The organism is Streptomyces caeni, from assembly GCF_042678285.1.
In the GTDB taxonomy this organism is placed as follows: Bacteria; Actinomycetota; Actinomycetes; order Streptomycetales; family Streptomycetaceae; genus Streptomyces; species Streptomyces caeni.
Map to the genome: position 1 here is coordinate 3,782 of NZ_JBHUDX010000013.1, position 18,237 is coordinate 22,018.

Below are 18,237 nucleotides of genomic sequence, written 5' to 3' on the forward strand. Positions count from 1 at the left end.
CCGGGGGGGGCGGCGGCGGCCACCGCGGCCGCCGAGGTGTCGCCGTCGGGGCCCGGCTGCCAGCCGCCCTCCAGCGCACGGCGCGCGATGTTGGGCCCGCTCGCGATGCGCTCCACGCAGCCGCGCGAACCGCAGGGGCAGGGGTCGCCGTCCAGGTCGACGCTGATGTGCCCGATGTGGCCCGCGTTGCCGGTCGGACCGGGATGCAGCCGCCCGCCCAGGACCAGCCCGCCGCCGACGCCCGTGGAGACCACCATGCACAGCGCGTTGTCGTGGCCGCGGGCGGCGCCCTGCCAGTGCTCGGCGGCCGTGATGGCCGCTCCGTCGCCGATCAGCTCGACGGGCAGGCCGCCCGTCACCGCCCGGACCCGCTCGACCAGCGGGTAGTCACGCCAGCCCGGTACGTTGACCGGGCTCACCGTGCCGGTGGAGGCGTCCACCGGGCCCGCACTGCCGATGCCCACGGCACGCGCCCTGCCCCAGAGGGAGGAACGGGTCAGTTGCCCCACCACTTCGTCCACGGCCCCCATCACGGTGTCGCCGTCCTCCTGTGCGGGCGTCGCGCGCTGCGCGCGCACCAGGATCCGGCCGTGGCCGTCCACCAGCGCTCCGGCGATCTTGGTGCCGCCGATGTCGAGCGCGGCCACGAGGTCGGTGTGCATCAGTGTCAGATCTCCCAATGCCGAGTTGTAGCGGCCCCGACGTCCGGCGGTGCTGCGGCGGGGCCCGAGCCTCCGGCCGGGGAAGGGCAGGGGCACCTCTGGGGGAAGGCGCAGGCCGGAGATTGCGGTGGACAGTCTTTCGCGCATCTGACAACGTTGTCCAGGCTCTATGCTCGACGCCACATCCTCATACAACCCCGTGGACCGCCGCACCCCCGTGGACGACAGGACAGGACAGCGCATCGTGCCCCAGACCGGCCGCCGGCCCGAGAACCGCTACGGCAACCGTCCCACCATGAAGGACGTGGCAGCGCGCGCCGGTGTGGGGCTGAAGACGGTCTCGCGCGTGGTCAACGGCGAGCCCGGTGTCACCCCGGACACCGGGCGCCGGGTGCAGGAGGCCATCGACGCCCTGGGCTTCCGCCGCAACGACAGCGCGCGGGTGCTGCGCAAGGGCCGCACCGCGAGCGTCGGCCTCGTCCTGGAGGACCTCGCGGACCCCTTCTACGGGCCGCTGAGCCGCGCGGTCGAGGAGGTCGCCCGGGCCCACGGCGCCCTGCTGATCAACGGTTCCAGCGCGGAGGACCCCGACCGCGAGCAGGAGCTCGTGCTGGCGCTGTGCGCACGGCGCGTGGACGGCCTGGTGATCATCCCGGCCGGTGACGACCACCGCTATCTGGAACCCGAGATCAAGGCGGGCGTCGCCACGGTGTTCGTGGACCGCCCCGCCGGGAGGATCGACGCCGACGTGGTGCTGTCCGACAGCTTCGGCGGTGCCCGCGACGGGGTCGCCCACCTCATCGCGCACGGCCACCGCCGGATCGGTTTCATCGGTGACATGCCGCGCATCCACACCGCGGCCGAGCGGCTGCGGGGCTACCGGACCGCCATGGAGGACGCCGGCATACCGGTCGAGGACTCCTGGATGTCCCTCGGCGTCACCGATCCGGAGCGGGTGCGGTGCGCCGCCGAGGAAATGCTCGCGGGTCCCGCCCCCGTCACCGCCATCTTCGCGGGGAACAACCGCGTCACGGTCACCGTCGTCCGTGTCCTGGCCGGGCACCACCGCCCCGTGGCTCTCGTGGGCTTCGACGACATCGAGCTGGCCGACCTCCTCAAGCCGGGCGTCACGGTCGTCGCCCAGGACGCCGCCGCCCTCGGCCGCACGGCAGCCGAGCGCCTCTTCCGCCAGCTCGACGGCACGCTCATCACCCCGGAGCGCATCGTGCTCCCGACGCGGCTGATCACCCGCGGCTCGGGCGAACTGCCACCGGCCGGCTGAACGCGGGCCATCGCACCGGGGATCACCATACGCGGGTCACCACACGCGGGTCACCATACGACGTGGCCGTGCGCCAGACCTGGCAGTCGCACTTGCCGCCGTCTGTCGCTGTGCACGCTGCGGCGGAGGTCGAACCGCTGCCGGAGCCGCCGCCCGTGGAGCCTCCGGCCGAACCTCCGCCGACCGTGCCGGCGCCCGCCGTCCTCGACGGGCTCGCGGTCGCTCCGTGCGCGGGCCGGGACGCGCTCGTGGCCGTCGGCTCCCCCGTCGGGGACGCGGCCTTCGTGGGGCCGCGGCCGCTGGGCACCGGGTCGTCCGACAGGTCCACGAAAGCCCGGGGCGCGCCCCCTCGGTTCCGCTCGGCCGACCGCCGTCGGGGCGGCGCGGGGTGCCGCGGCGCATGACGCCGTGCCCGCACGGTGCCCGGCTTCACGCCGGCACCCCCGGCTTCCCCCGCCCCTGTGCCGCCAGATGCTCCAGGCCGGCTCGGGTCAGGCCGGTGGCCTCGGCGACCTCTGCGGTGTCGAGCGCGCCGCAGTCCAGTCCGCGCAGCAGATGGCCGCTCAGCGCTCTGGCGGTCGCCGGCTCGTCCATGACGTCGCCGCCGGTGCGGGCCGTGTAGCGGGCCAGGCGGGCCGCCGTCTGTTCGAAGTCCTCGCGGTAGAAGGCGAACACCGCCGCGTATCGGGTCGGGAGGTGGCCTGGGTGCATGTCCCAGCCCTGATAGTAGGCGCGGGCCAGGGCCCGTCGGGTGAGCCCGTAGTGCAGCCGCCACGCGTCGTGCACCCGGTCCGTCGGGCCGACCGGCAGGACGTTCGTGGAGCCGTCGCAGACACGCACACCGGTGCCCGCCGCCGCCACCTGCATGACCGCCTTCGCATGATCGGCGGCCGGGTGGTCACTGGCCTGGTGGGCGGCGGACACGCCGAGGCAGGCGCTGTAGTCGAAGGTGCCGTAGTGCAGTCCGGTGGCGCGCCCCCGGGCGGCCTGGATCATGCGGGCGACGGTCGCGGTGCCGTCGGCCGCGAGGACGGCCTGGCTGGTCTCGATCTGGATCTCGAAGCCGATCCGCCCGGGCGTGAGCCCGTGGGTGTTCTCGAACTCCTCCAGCAGCCTCACCATGGCGGTGACCTGTTCCGCGTACGTGACCTTGGGCAGGGTGAGCACGAGCCCGTCCGGGAGGCCGCCTGCCTCCATCAGTCCCGTCAGGAAGACGTCGAGCGTGCGGATGCCCCGGTCGCGCACCGGCGCCTCCATGCACTTCATGCGGATGCCCATGTACGGGGCGGCCGTGCCGTTCTCGTACGCCTCGGCGATCAGCCGGGCCGCGCGGGCCGCCGCCTGATCCTCCTCGGCGTCGGGCCGCGGCCCGTAGCCGTCCTCGAAGTCGACGCGCAGGTCCTCGACGGGCTCGCGCTCCAGCTTGGCGCGGACGCGGTCGTGGACGGGCTCGGCGAGTCGGTCCGCGAGGCCGAGCACGGCTGCCAGTGCGGTGGCGTCCGGGGCGTGCCGGTCGAGGGCGGCGAGGGCCTGCTCGCCCCAGGAACGGATGGTGCCGGCGGCGAAGACGTCACCGGGCACGTAGACCGTGTGGACGGGCTGGCGGCTGCCGGGGTCGCCGGGGTAGCGGCGCGCCAACTCCGCGTCGACCGGCGCGAGTGAGGCACTGATCTCCTCACCGACGTCGTCGGCGAGGCTCGTTGTCACCTTCTCCTGCCGGGCCCGGCCCAATGCCTCACCCTCCCGCTTTCCGCCCCACGGGATCAACAATCCGTTGAGCGAAGTTATCCGGAGGCTCACCGCCGGTCAACACCCCCTTGCGCACACGGCACCGCCGCCGCCGAACGCACGCGCCGTACGGCACCTTCCACGACTCCAACCGCCGGCACCGTACGGCGATCGCATCGACTGGATCCTGGCCACGCCCGCGTGACCGTCCACTGGGCGTCGGTCAACCCCTTGACGCAGGAGGGCCGGTACCCCGGCGACCACCTCCCGGTGCAGGCGTCTCTGACGCCGGGATGAGGGAAGGCCCCCGCGACCGTCACATGGTCGCGGGGGCCTTCCGCACCCGAAGCGGCTCAGCCCTTGCGGGTCTTGATCTCCTCGGTGAGCTGCGGAACCACGTCGAACAGGTCACCGACCACGCCGTAGTCGACCAGGTCGAAGATCGGCGCCTCGGCGTCCTTGTTGATCGCCACGATCGTCTTGGACGTCTGCATACCGGCCCTGTGCTGGATCGCGCCCGAGATGCCGGAGGCGATGTACAGCTGCGGCGAAACGGACTTGCCCGTCTGGCCGACCTGGTTGGTGTGCGGGTACCAGCCCGCGTCCACTGCGGCACGCGAGGCACCGACGGCCGCGCCGAGCTCGTCGGCGAGCGCCTCGATGATGGCGAAGTTCTCCGCGCCGTTGACACCGCGGCCACCGGAGACCACGATCGCGGCCTCGGTCAGCTCCGGACGCCCGGTCGACTCGCGCGGCGTCCGCGCGGTGACCTTGGTGCCGGTCGCCTGGCCGGAGAAGGACACGGACAGCGCCTCGACCGCACCCGCGGCGGGGGCGGACTCCACCGGCGCCGAGTTCGGCTTGACGGTGATGACCGGAGTGCCCCTGGACACCCGGGACTTGGTGGTGAAGGACGCGGCGAACGCCGACTGCGTGGCCACCGGACCCCCGTCGCCGGCCTCGAGGTCGACGGCGTCGGTGATGATGCCCGAGCCGATGCGCAGCGCCAGACGCGCGGCGATCTCCTTGCCCTCCGCGGAGGACGGGACGAGAACGGCGGCCGGGGAGACGGCCTCGAAGGCGGCCTGCAACGCGTCCACCTTGGGCACGACCAGGTAGTCGGCGTACTCGGCGGCCTCGTGGGTGAGGACCTTGACCGCGCCGTGCTCGGCGAGCGTGGACGCGGTGTTCCCGGCGCCGGAGCCGAGGGCGACGGCGACCGGCTCGCCGATACGGCGGGCCAGGGTCAGCAGCTCCAGGGTGGGCTTGCGGACGGCACCGTCCACGTGGTCGACGTAGACGAGAACTTCAGCCATGGGATGGATCTCCTTGCGGATTGCGAAGTCTGGGGGGCGGTCAGGCTGATGAGCCCTAGATGAACTTCTGGCTCGCGAGGAACTCAGCGAGCTGCTTGCCGCCCTCGCCCTCGTCCTTGACGATCGTGCCCGCGGAACGCGCCGGACGCTCGGCCGCGGACTCGACCGCGGTCCATGCACCCTCGAGACCGACCTCCTCGGCCTCGATCTCCAGGTCCTCCAGGTCCCAGGACTGAACCGGCTTCTTCTTGGCCGCCATGATGCCCTTGAAGGACGGGTACCGGGCCTCGCCCGACTGGTCGGTGACCGACACGACGGCCGGCAGGGAAGCCTCCAGCCGCTCGGAAGCGGCGTCGCCGTCGCGGCGGCCCTTGACCACCCCGTCCTCGACGGAGACCTCCGAGAGGAGGGTCACCTGCGGCACGCCCAGACGCTCGGCCAGCAGCGCCGGCACGACCCCCATCGTGCCGTCCGTCGACGCCATGCCGGAGACCACGAGGTCGTAGCCGGCCTTCTCGATCGCCTTGGCCAGCACCAGCGAGGTACCGATCGCGTCGGTGCCGTGCAGGTCGTCGTCCTCCACGTGGATCGCCTTGTCGGCGCCCATCGACAGGGCCTTGCGCAGCGCGTCCTTGGCGTCCTCCGGACCCACCGTCAGCACGGTGACCTCGGCGTCGTCGGCGTTCTCGGCGATCTGCAGGGCCTGCTCGACCGCGTACTCGTCGAGTTCGGAGAGCAGCCCGTCCACGTCGTCCCGGTCGACGGTCAGGTCATCGGCGAAGTGCCGGTCGCCAGTGGCGTCGGGCACGTACTTCACAGTGACAACGATCCTCAAGCTCACGCCGGCTCTCCTACTGCATCGTCATTTCTGGGCTGCCTTCTTCCAGGCAGCATAGGCGCCTGAAGCGGCCGATCCCGGTCGGGGCGACCCCGCGCTCCGAACGAAATATTACTCGCCAGTACACCCAGTGGGTGCCCACTAAGCAAGCGCTTTGAACTGTGACCTTGGCAACGCTCAGTAACCGACCAGTAAGTTCAGTCGCGCAGGCCGTTGAAGCGCCCCTGGTGGTAGAGGAGCGGCCGTCCCGTTCCCGAGGGATCACCCACGACGACTTCGGCGATGACGACGCGATGGTCTCCGGCGGGCACCCGGGTCACCACGCGGCAGACGAGCCAGGCGAGCACACCGTCCAGCAGGGGGACGCCCTCGGGGCCCTCCCGCCAGCCGGTGGGCGCCGCGAAGCGGTCCGCGCCGCTGCGCGCGAAGGTGCCGGCCAGGGCTTCCTGGTGCTCACCGAGCACATGCACCCCGATGTGGTCGGCCTCGGAGACGACCGGCCAGCAGGAGGAACGGGTGCCTATGCCGAAGGAGACGAGCGGGGGCTCGGCGGAGACGGAGCTGAGGGAGGTCGCGGTGAAGCCGACCGGGCCTCCGCCGCCCTGGGCGGTGATCACGGCGACTCCGGCCGCATGCCGCCGGAAGACGGAGCGCAAGAGGTCCGGGGAGGCGAGCCGAGGAGTACCGAGGCCGGGTATGGCCGTCATGGAACTGTCCTTCTGCGGGAGGTGACGAGGATCCGGGGTGTTCAGCGAGCCGGACAACATGCACTCGCGGTGCGGGCCGGATCCAGGTGGACACGCTCGAAAAGAAGGAGTTCCGGGGACATACGGTCAGGCTGACGATAGGTGGTGCGCGCAGTCAAGCGCGTTCCGGCATCTGGGAGATGTGTCACCCGCGGCCGGGACGGTGCGGCCCTCGGCCCGACGGGCGTCACACCGCCTCACCGAGGGCGGCGATCACATCGGCCTTGCGGGGCTGTCCCGTGGCGCGGCGCACGATCCGTCCGTCCGCGTCCAGGACGAGCACGGTCGGGGTCCTGAGGACGCCGAGCGCGCGGACGAGTTCGAGCCGCTGCTCGGCGTCGATCTCCACATGGGTGACGCCGGGCACCATGGCGGCCACCTCGGCGAGAACCCGTCGTGTGGCCCGGCAGGGGGCGCAGAAGGCACTGGAGAACTGGACCAGCGTCGCCCGTTCGCCGAGTCCCTGCCCCAACTCGGCCGCACCGAGCCGCTTTCCGTCGTCGCGCCCGCGCATGCTCGCTCTCCGCCTCTCCCGTTCCGCCGCAGGTGTGGTGCTCCCCGCGTTCTCGGACACTCCAGCACGGGACGGCCGCCGGGGATTCCCGGCCCCGCGCACCTCCCGGCCGGTGACGCCCGGCGGGTGGGCCGGGCCGGCCCGTACGGCGGGTCGGGGTAGGCGCGCGGTGGGGCCGGGGGAGAATGCGGACGTGGGCCGCTCGGCCGACGTGACGAGGATCTCGCCGTTCACCCGCACCAGGGCTGGCCCACCCGTCCGTCATGGGGGACGATCGGCGGGATGCCGTACCCTACGGCTGCGTAACTTCCCGCCGGGAGTCCCTTCCCAGGCAGAGAGAAGGGTCTGTCCCGCCCATGGCTGAGCTTGTCTACCGTCCCGTCATCGGTCTCGCCCTCACGATGTTCAAGGTGTGGGACCTGAAGATCGACTGCAAGGGCTCGGAGAACATCCCGCGCTCGGGCGGGGCGGTCCTGGTGAGCAACCACATCAGCTACCTGGACTTCATCTTCGACGGCCTGGCCGCGCTGCCGCAGAAGCGTCTGGTGCGCTTCATGGCCAAGGAGTCCGTCTTCCGGCACAAGATCTCCGGTCCCCTGATGCGCGCCATGAAGCACATCCCGGTGGACCGCAAGCAGGGCGAGGCGGCGTACGCCCACGCGCTGGACTCGCTGAGGTCGGGCGAAATCGTCGGGGTCTTCCCCGAGGCGACCATCTCGCAGTCCTTCACCCTGAAGAGCTTCAAGTCCGGTGCCGTGCGCCTGGCCCAGGAGGCGGGCGTCCCGCTGGTTCCGATGGCCCTGTGGGGCACGCAGCGGTTGTGGACGAAGGGGCACCCGCGCAACTTCAAGCGCAGCCACACCCCGATCACGATCCGGGTCGGCGAGGCCATCGAGGCGTCCCGCGACAGCTACGCCGGCGCGCTCACCCGCCAGTTGCGCGAGCGCGTCCAGGAGTTGCTGGAGGCCGCGCAGCGCGCCTACCCCGTACGCCCCAAGGGTCCGGACGACACATGGTGGATGCCGGCCCACCTCGGTGGCACGGCGCCGACCCCGGAGCAGTTGCGCGGGGCCGAGGCGCACTGAGGCGGGTCAGGCGGGCTCGCGTACGGTGATCCGGGCCCCGGGGCTGAAACGCTCCAGCAGGTCGGCGAGTTCGGCGGCGGCCTTCTCGACGTCGGCGGCCGCCATCGGAGTCAGGCCCTCCAGCAGGAAGACCGCCGAGGTGGTCTCCTCGGTGAGCCGGGTACGCGGACCCTGCCGCCAGTTCCAGCGGCGGCAGGTCACACCGGCGTCGTCGCACCAGACCACCTCACCGGCCTCGGGACGCTCGACGGCCTCCTCACCCGCGACGACGGTCACGAAGTCCTCCTCGCCCGTGGCCCGTACGAGCCGCATGCGGCCCTGGACGCGGTGGAGGTCCTCACCGCCGACCGGAATGAGATGGGCGACGCTGATCGCGTTGTAGACGTCGACGAGCACGTTGACGCGGGGCAGGCCGGCATCCGACAGGGCCCTCTTGGCGAGCGCCTCCGCGGAGTTGCGGGTGCGGGACGGCTTGGCGCCGAAGGCCGAGTACACCGCGCGCCAGGCCGCCATGTGCGGGTCCTCGTGCGGGGCGCGCCCGTCCAGGCGCGCGGTGAGCCGGCGGGCGGCGTCGTCGAGCAGTGCCGAGGTGGCCTCGGTGCTGGGACCGTTGACGAGCCCGGCTGCCTCGATCGCGACATGCGTGAAGCCGGGCGCGAGAGCACGCACCTCGTCGGACACGGTCAGGGTGAGAGTCATGGTCTGCCTCAGAGTGCGGTGGGGAGCGTCTTCCAGAGGGAAGGCCGGTCGGGGGCGGCCCTGAGGACGTTCACCACGACCGGATGAGGTTCAGCGTACAGCACCGGATAGTCCACCTCGTTGAACTTTTCCTCCGGGACCCAGGCGAGCCGCTCGCCCTGCAGGGAGAACCGGGCGTCGACACCGGGCTTGTTGCCGCGGGGGTCCTGCCGGTGCCAGGCGCCATGGAACCGCACGGCGACCAGACCGTGCACGGCGTGGCCGCCGCCGTCGAGCCGGAGCCGCTGGTAGCACAGCGCCGTCGGGATACCCTCCGCCCGCAGAAGGGCCGCCAGGGCGTGCGCCTTCGCGTAGCAGACGCCGGTGCGCCGCTCCAGGACGCCGGAGGCCCGGCAGGTGACCCGCAGGTCGCCGCTGTCGCCGGAATGCGGAATGGCGTCGCGCACGAACTCATAGGCGGCTCGCGCATAGTCATACGAGTCAACCATCCGCCCCGCGAGACGCGCGGCCGTCCCGCGCACGAGCGGGTGACGGTGGTCGATGACCTCATCAGCAGCCAAATAGGCAGACAGATCGGGGGTTTGCTGGATCAGCTCCATGACGCAGAGCATAGGAATGCGACCGATCGAGAGTCAATGACTTTCCAATCAGCCGCATACCTATGCATTGCTTGGGAGTGGCTACCTCGCCATCTCCTCCTTGAGCGCCGCCACAAACCGGTCCACGTCGTCCTCGGTCGTGTCGAACGCGCACATCCAGCGGACCTCGCCCGCGGCCTCGTCCCAGAAGTAGAACCGGAAGCGCTTCTGAAGGCGCTCGCTCACGTCGTGCGGCAGTCGCGCGAAGACGGCGTTGGCCTGCACCGGATAGAGGATCTCCACCCCGTGCACGGCCCGGACACCCTCGGCGAGACGCTGGGCCATCTCGTTGGCATGGCGTGCGTTGCGCAGCCACAGGTCCTTGGCGAGCAGCGCCTCCAACTGCACCGACACGAAGCGCATCTTGGAGGCCAGCTGCATGGACATCTTGCGCAGGTGCTTCATGCGGCGCACGGCGTCCTGGTTGATGACGACGACCGCCTCCCCGAAGATCGCGCCGTTCTTCGTCCCGCCGAAGGAGAGGATGTCCACGCCGACCGCGTTGGTGAAGGTCCGCATCGGGACGTTCAGGGAGGCGGCGGCGTTGGCTATCCGGGAGCCGTCCAGGTGCACCTTCATACCGCGGGCATGGGCGTGCTCGCAGATCGCGCGGATCTCCTGGGGCGTGTAGAGGGTACCGAGCTCCGTGCTCTGGGCGATCGAGACGACCTGCGGCATGGCGCGGTGTTCGTCCTCCCATCCCCACGCCTGCCGGTCGATCAGCTCAGGGGTGAGCTTGCCGTCGGGCGTGGGCACGGTGAGCAGTTTGAGCCCGCCCATGCGTTCGGGGGCACCGCCCTCGTCGACGTTGATGTGCGCGCTCTCCGCACAGATCACCGCGCCCCAGCGGTCGGTGACCGCCTGGAGCGCGACGACGTTGGCACCGGTTCCGTTGAAGACCGGGAACGCCTCCGCCGTGGCGCCGAAGTGGCCGCGGACGATCCGCTGGAGGTTCTCGGTGTAGACGTCCTCACCGTACGCGACCTGGTGCCCGCCGTTGGCCAGGGCCAGGGCGGCTAGCACCTCCGGGTGGGCGCCCGCGTAGTTGTCGCTGGCGAAACCGCGGGCCTCCGGGTCGTGACGCCGACGCGCGTCGGTCTTCGGAGGGTTCACGGCTTCTCGGTCAGCCACAGACGGTTCCCGTTCACTTCGGCGGCGGACTTCTCCCAGACCCCGGCGATGGCCTCGGCCAGGTCCTCGACATCGGTGAAACCCGCGAACTGCGCGTGCGGACGCTCGGCACGCATCGCGTCGTGCACCAGCGCCTTCACCACCAGAATGGTGGCCGCGGAGGCCGGGCCGCCCTCACCCGCGGTCTTGCGGAAGCCGTCGGCCATGGCCAGGGTCCACGCCTCGGCCGCGGCCTTCGCGGCGGCGTACGCCGCGTTCCCGGCGGTCGGCCGGGACGCGCCGGCGGCGCTGATCAGGACGTACCGGCCGCGGTCGCTGCGCTGCAGCGCGTCGAAGAAGGCGAGCGAGGTGTGCTGAACGGTGCGGATGAGCAGCCTCTCCAGCAGGTCCCAGTCGGACAGGCCGGTGTGCGTGAACGCGGAGCCGCCACGCCAGCCGCCGACGAGGTGGACCAGGCCGTCCACCCGGCCGAACTCCTTCTCGATGTGCTCCGCCCAGTCGCGGGTCGACTGCAGATCGAGCAGGTCGACCTTCTCCCCCACGACCGTGGCTCCGCCGTGCGCGTAGCGTGCCGCGTCGACGGCCTCCGCCAGCCGCTCGGGGTTGCTGTCGGACCCGACGACGACTGCACCCGCCTCGGCGAGCCGCAGCAGCGTCGCCCGGCCGGCGGGTCCGCCCGCGCCGGCCACCGCGATCACGGAGCCGCTCAGCGCCCCGTTCCCGTTCCCCATGCTCCTCGCCTCCTGGGCAGCGTCACTGTCACTCGTGCGCGGGGCGCTCACGCGACGGCCCGCTCGGTGGCCTCCGCGGTGATGCCCTTGGTCGAGGCAATCACGTTCTTGAGCTTCTTGGCGAGCGCCTCATAGAACATGCTGAGCGGAAACTCGTCCGGAAGCACGTCGTCCACGAGTTTGCGCGGCGGCTGCGTCAGGTCCAGGGCGTCCGCGCCCTTGGCCCAGCGGGACGCCGGGTGCGGCGAGAGGTAGGCGGAGACCAGTTCGTACGCCTTGAGCCAGTGGACGAGCTTGGGGCGGTCGATGCCCTCCCGGTACAGCGTCTCGATCTCGTCACACAGCTGGTTGGTGGCCTGCGGGGCACGCCGCCAGTCGATGGAGAGCTTGTTGTCGGTCCACCGGACGACATCGTGCCGGTGCAGGTAGGCGAAGAGCAACTGGCCGCCGAGGCCGTCGTAGTTGCGGACGCGCTCACCGGTGACCGGGAAGCGGAACATGCGGTCGAAGAGCACCGCGTACTGCACGTCACGGCCCTGCGGGAAGCCGTCGGTCTCCAGCCGCACGGCCTCCTTGAAGGCGGTGAGGTCGCAGCGCAGCTCTTCGAGGCCGTACATCCAGAACGGCTGGCGCTGCTTGATCATGAACGGGTCGAACGGCAGATCGCCGTGGCTGTGGGCGCGGTCGTGGATCATGTCCCACAGGACGAACGCCTGCTGGCAGCGCTCCTGGTCGTGAACCATCTCCGCGATGTCCTCGGGCAGGTCGAGACCGAGGATGCCGACGGCGGCCTCGGTGACCCGGCGGAAGCGCGCTGCCTCGCGGTCGCAGAAGATCGCACCCCAGGTGAAGCTCTCGGGGGTCTCGCGCACGGCGACGGTCTCGGGGAAGAGAACGGCCGAGTTGGAGTCGTAGCCCCCCGTGAAGTCCTCGAAGGTGATGCCGCAGAACAGCGGGTTGTCGTAGCGGGTGGCCTCCAGCTCGGCGAGCCACTCGGGCCAGACCATGCGCAGGACGACCGCTTCGAGGTTGCGGTCGGGGTTGCCGTTCTGCGTGTACATCGGGAAGACGACCAGGTGCTGGAGGCCGTCCCGGCGGATCTCGGCGGGCCGGAAGGCCATCAGCGAGTCCAGGAAGTCCGGCACCTGGAAGCCCTCGTCGGCCCAGCGGCGCAGATCCTTCACGAGCGCCTCGTGGTAGGCGGCGTCGTGCGGCAGCAGCGGGGACAGCTCCTCGACGGCCTGCGCCGCGCGGCGCACCGCTGCCTCGGCGTCCGCGCGATCCGGTGCGCCCTCGGCGTCGAAGTCGATCGAGCCGTCCTCGGCCTGCCACGGCCGGATCTGTTCGACGGCGTCCTTGAGCACGGGCCAAGCCGGGTGGTCCACCACCCTGCTCTGCGGAGGAACCCGCTCCTCCGAACCCACCTGCACAAGCATTTCCGTCATAACCCATCCTCCACGGGAGAACCTCGCGTAAGCACACCGTAAGCACAGAAGGTTTCCCCCAGCAAGAGGGCGGTCAGTAAATATTCCTGCACACCCTTGCCTTCACCGCTCTTTTTCCTGCCGCATACCTCGCGTTCGACGACATCGGCTCCGCCCGGCAGCCGATGGGGGCGCGCGTTCCCGAAGCGGGGCCCCGGGTCGCCCGAGCCTCATGTCAACACCTGCGCGACGCGCCCACCCGGAGGTGAGCCGCACCGGGCCGCCCGGCACGGATCGGCCCCGTGCCGTACGCCCATTGCCTCGTGAACGAGCGGGTTCAGCGCGGAGCCGGGCCACTAGGCTGCGGCCGTGCCGCGCGGGTACGGGAGCGCCACGCGCGACAGCCGAGCCGCCGTCGACGGAAGCGAGTTGAACCTTGAACTTCCTCACCATCGGTCACCGCGGAGTCATGGGTGTCGAACCCGAGAACACCCTCCGGTCCTTCGTCGCCGCCGAGCGCGCGGGCCTCGACGTCATCGAGCTGGATCTGCATCTGAGCAAGGACGGCGCCCTAGTGATCATGCACGACGCCGAGGTGGACCGGACGACCGACGGCGCGGGGCCCATCTCTGAGAAGACCCTCGCCGAACTGCGCGCGCTCGACGCGGGCCGTGGTGAGCGGGTCCCTGTCTTCGAGGAGGTCCTGGACGCGGTGAAGGCACCGCTCCAGGCGGAGATCAAGGATGTGGCCGCGGCGCGGGCGCTGGCCGACGTGATGCGCCGCAGGGACCTGGCCGGCCGGGTCGAGGTGTCGTCCTTCCACGATGCGGCGCTCGCCGAGGTCGCCCGGCTGGTGCCGGGCGTGCGCACCGCGCTGATCGCCGGCCGCTACGGCACCGACGTCGTGGAGCGCGCAGCGGACGCGGGTGCCACCACCGTCTGCCTCAACATCCGCCGGCTGACCCTCGAGGTCGTCGAGCACGCGCGCAAGGCGGAACTGAGGGTCATCGGCTGGGTCGTGAACACCCAGGAACATCTGCGGCTGGTGCGCGCGCTGGAGCTGGACGGCGCGACCACCGACTACCCGGAGATCAAGCGCACCGGCCGCTTCACCGCGTGACACCTGGGGGCCGCCCCCGGCGGATGCCCGTCCGGGTGCCGCCCGTCCCTCAGACCAGCGACTTGACCAGCAGCTCGAACTGCAGGTCGGCACGCTGCGGAATACCGAAGCGCTCGTCGCCGTACGGGAAGGGGCTCGTCCTGCCCGTACGGCGGTAGCCGCGCCGCTCGTACCAGGCGATGAGATCGTCCCGGACGGATATCACGGTCATCTGCATCTCCGTCACGCCCCAGGTGGCACGGGCCGTCCGCTCCGCCTCGGCGATGATCGCCTTGCCGAGGCCCGCGCCCTGGAGCGTCGGGCTGACCGCGAACATGCCGAAGTAGGCGTGGTCGCCGCGGTGTTCGAGCTGGCAGCAGGCAATGACCGCTCCGTCGCGCTCGACGGTGAGCAGCCGGCTGTCCGGCGCCTTGATGACGTCCAGCACCCCCTCGGGATCGGTGCGCTGCCCCTCCAGGATGTCCGCCTCGGTGGTCCAGCCGGCCCGGCTGGAATCGCCGCGGTATGCCGACTCGACCAGCGCGACCAGCGTGTCGACATCCGCCTCGGTGGCGTCGCGGAAGGTCAGTCCGTTCGTGGTGGTGGGGGCGCCGGCAAGGCTGTCCATGGGGTGCTTCTCCGTCTTCTGTGGCGCGAGTCGGGCATCTGCGAGAGTAACCGTCCCGCTAGTCTGCGCCTGCATGGTCCACGTACTGAGCAGCCGCACCCTCCTGCGACCCACCGACCCGGAGCGCTCGCGTGCCTTCTACGGCGGAAAGCTGGGGCTCGCCGTCTACCGGGAGTTCGGTACGGGTCCCGAGCGCGGGGTCGTGTACTTCCTGGGCGGTGGCTTCCTGGAGGTGGCGGGTCGCGGTGACGCCCCGCCGTCGCCCGCGCTGAAGCTCTGGCTGCAGGTACCGGACGTGACGGCCGCGCACGAGGAGCTGGCGGGCAACGGGGTCGACATCCTGAGGCCGCCCGTCAGGGAGCCGTGGGGGCTGATCGAGATGTGGATCAGGGACCCGGACGGCACACAGATCGTGCTGGTGGAGGTCCCGGCCGGCCACCCCCTGCGCTACCGCCCGGGCATCTGAGCCACCGGGCGGCCGCCGGGGCCGGCGCCGGGCGCCGCGCCGTTCGGTACCGGCCGGTCGCCGTCAGCGGCGGGGCGCGCCGAGCCGGCCCTCCAACTGGACGAGCAGTTCGCCGAGCAGTGCGGCGAGTTCGCACTGCCGGCCGCCTTCGAGCCCGGACAGGACCGCGCTCTCGTAGGCCAGTTGCTCGGGCAGGACGCCGTCTACGAGGTCGCGGCCCGCGTCGGTGAGGCGGACGTGGGCGACTCGGCGGTCACGGGCGTCCCCGCGCCGCTCGACCAGGCCGCGCTCGGTGAGCTGTTTGATGCGCTTGGTGACGGCGGCACCGGAGGAGAACGTTTCGCGGACGATCTCGCCGGGGGTCAGCTCATGGCCCGTGCGCCGCAGCGTGCCCAGGACGTCGAACTCGGCACGGGTCAGCCCGGCGCGGCGCAGGGGCGCGTCCTCGGCCTGCTGCAGCAGGGCGGCGCAGCGGTTGATGCGGCCGATGACCTCCATGGGGCCGGTGTCGATGTCGGGGCGGACGGTCCGCCACTGGCGTACGACGGCGGCGACGATGTCGCCCGCCGGCCCGCGCCCGGCCGGTTCGCTCGCCCCGGCCTCCCGCCCCGCGGCGGCGGCCGCGGCCCCTGCGCCAGCGCCAGCCGGTGTCCCCTGTCCCTCCGGCCCGTTGCCCCCGGCCCTCCGTTCGCCCCGCCCCTGCGCACCGGCGCCCGCGGCCGGCCGGACGGCCGCGTCGTTCCCCGTCGTCGCCCGCCCTTTCGCCGCCGTCATACGCGTGTGCCTTCCGACATGTGGGGTCGCTGCCGTCGTACCGTCGCGGCGAGCGTACGGTGTCCGGCCTCTTCGGCGCGCAGCACGCCCTCGGCCGGCAGGGCACGCTGCCACCACTCGCCGGCCGCGGTGTCCGCCGCGGCGCGCAGGTCCACGACGGCGGCGACCAGATGACGACGCGCGGCCACCACGGCGCCGGCCGGGCGGTGCTCGGCGGTCAGCACCTCGGCCGCGTGCTCACGGGCACGCTCCACGGCGGTGAGGGCGTGCTCGACGCGGTCGCCGGCGCGCCGGTTGGTGACGGCGACCGCGGCGGCGAGGCCGGCCCCCGCCCCGATGAGGGTGTCCAGGACCCGGTCGGCCATCAGCCCGCCGGCCTGCTGGTAACGGGCGAACTCGGTGATGATCAGGGCCATCGGGGTCACGAGGACACTCCCGAGCCAGTAGTTGCGGCTGATCAGCGCCTCAGCGCCGAAGTTGAGGGCGAGACCGCACAGCACGAGGGCCAGGGGACCGAGGTGGGCGAGCGGGGTGATGGCCGCGAAGAGCAGGACGCCGGCGAGATTGCCGGTGACGCGCTGGACGCCGCGGCTCCAGGTGAGGGTGACGTTGGCCTGGTGCAGGCAGGCGGCGGTGACCAGCGCCCAGTACGGGCGGCCGACGCCCAGCGCGAGCGAGGCGTAGCCGGCGAGGGCGCAGCCGAGGGCGGTGCGCAGTGCGAGGGGAGCGAGGGGGCCCAGCCGGTGGTGCAGCGAGGGCAGCGGCGGGCCGTCGCATCCTGTCGCGGCGCCGGGGAGATCGCCGTCGGCCCCGGCGAGGTCGCCCGGCCGGGGAACGGGTCCGGTACCGCGCAGGACACCGGCCCAGGCGCGCAGCCGTGCGGGATCGGCGCCGTCGGGCGCCGCGAGCGCCGCCTCTGCGCGGATGACGAGCCGCTCAAGGGCGTCTCGGTGCTCCGATCGGGGGCCGGTGGACCGCAGCGTCTTCCGGGCGGTGTGCACGGCGGCCGCCGCACCCGCACGGGCAGCGGCCTGCCCGGTCCCGGCGAACGCGGCGGCCGACCGCAGGGCGTGGGCAGTGGCGCGGCGCTCGGGTCCGTGCGGCCGTATGAGGCCGGGGGCCATGCCCACGATCCACGACCAGGCCCCCGCCGCGGCGGCCAGCGCGACATGGCCGGGCACCTGTCCGAGGGTCTGCGGCGCGAACAGGGATCCCGAACTGACGAAAGTGAAGATCACATTGCCGGGCGGCCCGATGCGGGTGGCGTCGCAGAGCGCCTTGTGGAAGGCCGCGAGCACGGCTCCGACGGTCACCAGCACGACCGCGTCGGTGGTGAGTGACGCGGCGACCAGGGCGACGGTGAGACCGGCGAGCATGCCGAGGACGACCCGGACGAGGGTGCGCGCCCGGGCCGCGTACGGGCGGTTGTGCGCGTAGAGGACACAGAGCGAACCCGCCATCGCATAGGCCGCCAGGTCGAGACGGCCCAGCGCGACCAGCGTCAGGTTCGGCGGTGCCGCCGCCACGACCACGCTCAGCGCGGGCTTGAACCAGATCTCGGAGGGCCTGCCGAGCCGCAGAAGGCCGGAGAGGGGCAGGGGGCGCACACGGGAGACCGGAGGCGGGATCGCGCTGCCCATGCGGAAATATTAGCAAGTGTTTTACTCGTGAAATATTTTCCGGGCGGCCGCGTCCCAGGTCGCGGCGGCCGCGCTCCCCCGTGTACCGCCGCGCGCCTCCATGCGCTCGCTTGCGCATCGCCCATGGAGGGCACGTCCCCCTTACGGCTGTTTACGACCGTTCTAGACCGTCGAGCGGGGGAGGTGGGCGGTGCACGGACCGGCTTCGCCCGGCTGGCTGCTCGTCGCACTGTGCGCGGCGACCGGTGCCTACTGCCTGCTGCGCCTGCGCAGCAGCGTCGAGGAGCAGCGGCGGACCGCGGGCGGCGAGGCAGTGATGGGTTTCGGGATGGCGCTGATGGCCGTGCCCGCGACGGTGGCCGTGCCGCCCCCCGGGGCCTGGATCGCCTACGCGGCGGTCTTCGGCGGCGCGGCGGCACGGTCGCTGTGGGCGGCACGCACCAGCGCCCACCATCTGCACCACCTGGTGGGCGCGCTGGCCATGGTCTACATGGCGGTGGCGATGGCCGCCTCCCCCGGGCACCACGGGCACGGCGGGGTCCCGCCGCTCACCGGGGTGCTCCTGCTGTACTTCGCGGGGTATGTGCTGTGGTCAGGGACGCGACTGGTGCCGGTCACAGCGGTGGCCGCCGCGGGCACGCGCTCCGTCGGCTGGGGCGACCGGCCCGAACTCGCGCGTGTGTGCCGCCTGGCCATGGCCATGGGGATGCTGGCGATGCTGCTCGCACTGTGAAGCGGGGCGGCGAGGACGTCCCGGCCGCCGACCCGGGGTGTACAAAACCGTGGCGTGCGTCACATTGCCTCGTCCCTCCGTATCCCATGGCACCGCACGGCTC

At 72.0% G+C, this 18,237-nt stretch carries 19 protein-coding genes; 5 read left to right on the forward strand and 14 right to left on the reverse strand.

Annotation, left to right across the window (positions count from 1 at the left end; translation table 11 throughout):
- A partial coding sequence (locus tag ACFSL4_RS05420; RefSeq protein ID WP_381079318.1) for an ROK family protein occupies nucleotides 1-662 on the reverse strand: 662 nt, incomplete at its 3' end.
- 217 nt (nucleotides 663-879) lie between these two features.
- Between ACFSL4_RS05420 and ACFSL4_RS05425 the strand changes: the two genes are divergently transcribed.
- On the forward strand, nucleotides 880-1,944 hold the full coding sequence (locus tag ACFSL4_RS05425; RefSeq protein ID WP_381079064.1) for a LacI family DNA-binding transcriptional regulator: 1,065 nt from the start codon (nucleotides 880-882) through the stop codon (nucleotides 1,942-1,944).
- Nucleotides 1,945-2,373: 429 nt separating this feature from the next.
- Here ACFSL4_RS05425 and ACFSL4_RS05430 read toward each other — a convergent pair whose 3' ends face one another.
- From ACFSL4_RS05430 to ACFSL4_RS05450, 5 genes are all read right to left on the reverse strand, one after another.
- Nucleotides 2,374-3,675 (reverse strand): DUF6986 family protein, encoded by a 1,302-nt coding sequence (locus ACFSL4_RS05430; protein ID WP_381079066.1) that lies wholly within the window; start codon nucleotides 3,673-3,675, stop codon nucleotides 2,374-2,376.
- A 350-nt stretch (nucleotides 3,676-4,025) separates the two neighbouring features.
- Nucleotides 4,026-4,988 (reverse strand): electron transfer flavoprotein subunit alpha/FixB family protein, encoded by a 963-nt coding sequence (locus tag ACFSL4_RS05435; RefSeq protein ID WP_381079068.1) that lies wholly within the window; start codon nucleotides 4,986-4,988, stop codon nucleotides 4,026-4,028.
- Nucleotides 4,989-5,043: 55 nt separating this feature from the next.
- The gene (locus ACFSL4_RS05440; protein ID WP_381079070.1) at nucleotides 5,044-5,829 is read right to left on the reverse strand and encodes an electron transfer flavoprotein subunit beta/FixA family protein; all 786 of its coding nucleotides are present in this window, start codon (nucleotides 5,827-5,829) and stop codon (nucleotides 5,044-5,046) included.
- Between the two features lie 194 nt (nucleotides 5,830-6,023).
- Nucleotides 6,024-6,533, reverse strand: a complete 510-nt coding sequence (locus tag ACFSL4_RS05445) for a flavin reductase family protein (protein WP_381079072.1) — start codon at nucleotides 6,531-6,533, stop codon at nucleotides 6,024-6,026.
- 226 nt (nucleotides 6,534-6,759) lie between these two features.
- Nucleotides 6,760-7,086 (reverse strand): TlpA family protein disulfide reductase, encoded by a 327-nt coding sequence (locus ACFSL4_RS05450; RefSeq protein WP_381079074.1) that lies wholly within the window; start codon nucleotides 7,084-7,086, stop codon nucleotides 6,760-6,762.
- Between the two features lie 356 nt (nucleotides 7,087-7,442).
- Here ACFSL4_RS05450 and ACFSL4_RS05455 point away from each other — a divergent pair, with 356 nt between their 5' ends.
- Nucleotides 7,443-8,171: a lysophospholipid acyltransferase family protein gene (locus tag ACFSL4_RS05455; RefSeq protein ID WP_381079076.1), complete on the forward strand. Its 729-nt coding sequence runs from the start codon at nucleotides 7,443-7,445 to the stop codon at nucleotides 8,169-8,171.
- A gap of 6 nt (nucleotides 8,172-8,177) precedes the next feature.
- On the opposite strand, the gene ACFSL4_RS05460 is transcribed toward ACFSL4_RS05455, so the two are convergent.
- The 5 genes from ACFSL4_RS05460 to ACFSL4_RS05480 all read right to left on the reverse strand — a co-directional run bounded on the left by ACFSL4_RS05460 (nucleotide 8,178) and on the right by ACFSL4_RS05480 (nucleotide 12,815).
- A complete protein-coding gene (locus ACFSL4_RS05460; RefSeq protein WP_381079078.1) occupies nucleotides 8,178-8,870 on the reverse strand; it encodes a B3/B4 domain-containing protein in 693 nt (230 codons plus the stop codon).
- Between the two features lie 8 nt (nucleotides 8,871-8,878).
- Nucleotides 8,879-9,469 (reverse strand): transglutaminase domain-containing protein, encoded by a 591-nt coding sequence (locus ACFSL4_RS05465; protein WP_381079080.1) that lies wholly within the window; start codon nucleotides 9,467-9,469, stop codon nucleotides 8,879-8,881.
- A gap of 81 nt (nucleotides 9,470-9,550) precedes the next feature.
- The gene (locus ACFSL4_RS05470) at nucleotides 9,551-10,621 is read right to left on the reverse strand and encodes a threonine aldolase family protein (protein ID WP_381079082.1); all 1,071 of its coding nucleotides are present in this window, start codon (nucleotides 10,619-10,621) and stop codon (nucleotides 9,551-9,553) included.
- Nucleotides 10,618-11,370: an SDR family NAD(P)-dependent oxidoreductase gene (locus ACFSL4_RS05475; protein ID WP_381079084.1), complete on the reverse strand. Its 753-nt coding sequence runs from the start codon at nucleotides 11,368-11,370 to the stop codon at nucleotides 10,618-10,620. Before ACFSL4_RS05475 ends, ACFSL4_RS05470 begins: the two co-directional genes overlap by 4 nt.
- A gap of 47 nt (nucleotides 11,371-11,417) precedes the next feature.
- Complete coding sequence (locus tag ACFSL4_RS05480; protein ID WP_381079086.1) at nucleotides 11,418-12,815, reverse strand: DUF6421 family protein; 1,398 nt, start codon at nucleotides 12,813-12,815, stop codon at nucleotides 11,418-11,420.
- Between the two features lie 415 nt (nucleotides 12,816-13,230).
- Here ACFSL4_RS05480 and ACFSL4_RS05485 point away from each other — a divergent pair, with 415 nt between their 5' ends.
- The gene (locus tag ACFSL4_RS05485) at nucleotides 13,231-13,914 is read left to right on the forward strand and encodes a glycerophosphodiester phosphodiesterase (RefSeq protein WP_381079088.1); all 684 of its coding nucleotides are present in this window, start codon (nucleotides 13,231-13,233) and stop codon (nucleotides 13,912-13,914) included.
- Nucleotides 13,915-13,963: 49 nt separating this feature from the next.
- On the opposite strand, the gene ACFSL4_RS05490 is transcribed toward ACFSL4_RS05485, so the two are convergent.
- A complete protein-coding gene (locus ACFSL4_RS05490) occupies nucleotides 13,964-14,521 on the reverse strand; it encodes a GNAT family N-acetyltransferase (RefSeq protein ID WP_381079090.1) in 558 nt (185 codons plus the stop codon).
- A gap of 73 nt (nucleotides 14,522-14,594) precedes the next feature.
- Between ACFSL4_RS05490 and ACFSL4_RS05495 the strand changes: the two genes are divergently transcribed.
- A complete protein-coding gene (locus ACFSL4_RS05495) occupies nucleotides 14,595-14,987 on the forward strand; it encodes a VOC family protein (RefSeq protein ID WP_381079092.1) in 393 nt (130 codons plus the stop codon).
- Between the two features lie 63 nt (nucleotides 14,988-15,050).
- On the opposite strand, the gene ACFSL4_RS05500 is transcribed toward ACFSL4_RS05495, so the two are convergent.
- Complete coding sequence (locus ACFSL4_RS05500; protein ID WP_381079094.1) at nucleotides 15,051-15,761, reverse strand: MarR family winged helix-turn-helix transcriptional regulator; 711 nt, start codon at nucleotides 15,759-15,761, stop codon at nucleotides 15,051-15,053.
- Nucleotides 15,758-17,401: an FUSC family protein gene (locus ACFSL4_RS05505; protein ID WP_381079096.1), complete on the reverse strand. Its 1,644-nt coding sequence runs from the start codon at nucleotides 17,399-17,401 to the stop codon at nucleotides 15,758-15,760. The genes ACFSL4_RS05500 and ACFSL4_RS05505 overlap by 4 nt, the downstream gene beginning before the upstream one ends.
- Before the next feature lie 190 nt (nucleotides 17,402-17,591).
- On the opposite strand from ACFSL4_RS05505, the gene ACFSL4_RS05510 reads away from it, so the two are divergent.
- A complete protein-coding gene (locus ACFSL4_RS05510) occupies nucleotides 17,592-18,134 on the forward strand; it encodes a DUF5134 domain-containing protein (protein ID WP_381079098.1) in 543 nt (180 codons plus the stop codon).
- Nucleotides 18,135-18,237 lie beyond the last annotated feature (103 nt).

Coding starts and splice junctions, on each gene's coding strand:
- ACFSL4_RS05480 (WP_381079086.1), bottom strand. CDS start 12,815: ATGACGGAAATGCTTGTGCAGGTGGGTTCGGAGGAGCGGGTTCCTCCG.
- ACFSL4_RS05460 (WP_381079078.1), bottom strand. CDS start 8,870: ATGACTCTCACCCTGACCGTGTCCGACGAGGTGCGTGCTCTCGCGCCC.
- ACFSL4_RS05505 (WP_381079096.1), bottom strand. CDS start 17,401: ATGGGCAGCGCGATCCCGCCTCCGGTCTCCCGTGTGCGCCCCCTGCCC.
- ACFSL4_RS05450 (WP_381079074.1), bottom strand. CDS start 7,086: ATGCGCGGGCGCGACGACGGAAAGCGGCTCGGTGCGGCCGAGTTGGGG.
- ACFSL4_RS05490 (WP_381079090.1), bottom strand. CDS start 14,521: ATGGACAGCCTTGCCGGCGCCCCCACCACCACGAACGGACTGACCTTC.
- ACFSL4_RS05475 (WP_381079084.1), bottom strand. CDS start 11,370: ATGGGGAACGGGAACGGGGCGCTGAGCGGCTCCGTGATCGCGGTGGCC.
- ACFSL4_RS05445 (WP_381079072.1), bottom strand. CDS start 6,533: ATGACGGCCATACCCGGCCTCGGTACTCCTCGGCTCGCCTCCCCGGAC.
- ACFSL4_RS05495 (WP_381079092.1), top strand. CDS start 14,595: ATGGTCCACGTACTGAGCAGCCGCACCCTCCTGCGACCCACCGACCCG.
- ACFSL4_RS05455 (WP_381079076.1), top strand. CDS start 7,443: ATGGCTGAGCTTGTCTACCGTCCCGTCATCGGTCTCGCCCTCACGATG.
- ACFSL4_RS05435 (WP_381079068.1), bottom strand. CDS start 4,988: ATGGCTGAAGTTCTCGTCTACGTCGACCACGTGGACGGTGCCGTCCGC.
- ACFSL4_RS05500 (WP_381079094.1), bottom strand. CDS start 15,761: ATGACGGCGGCGAAAGGGCGGGCGACGACGGGGAACGACGCGGCCGTC.
- ACFSL4_RS05465 (WP_381079080.1), bottom strand. CDS start 9,469: ATGGAGCTGATCCAGCAAACCCCCGATCTGTCTGCCTATTTGGCTGCT.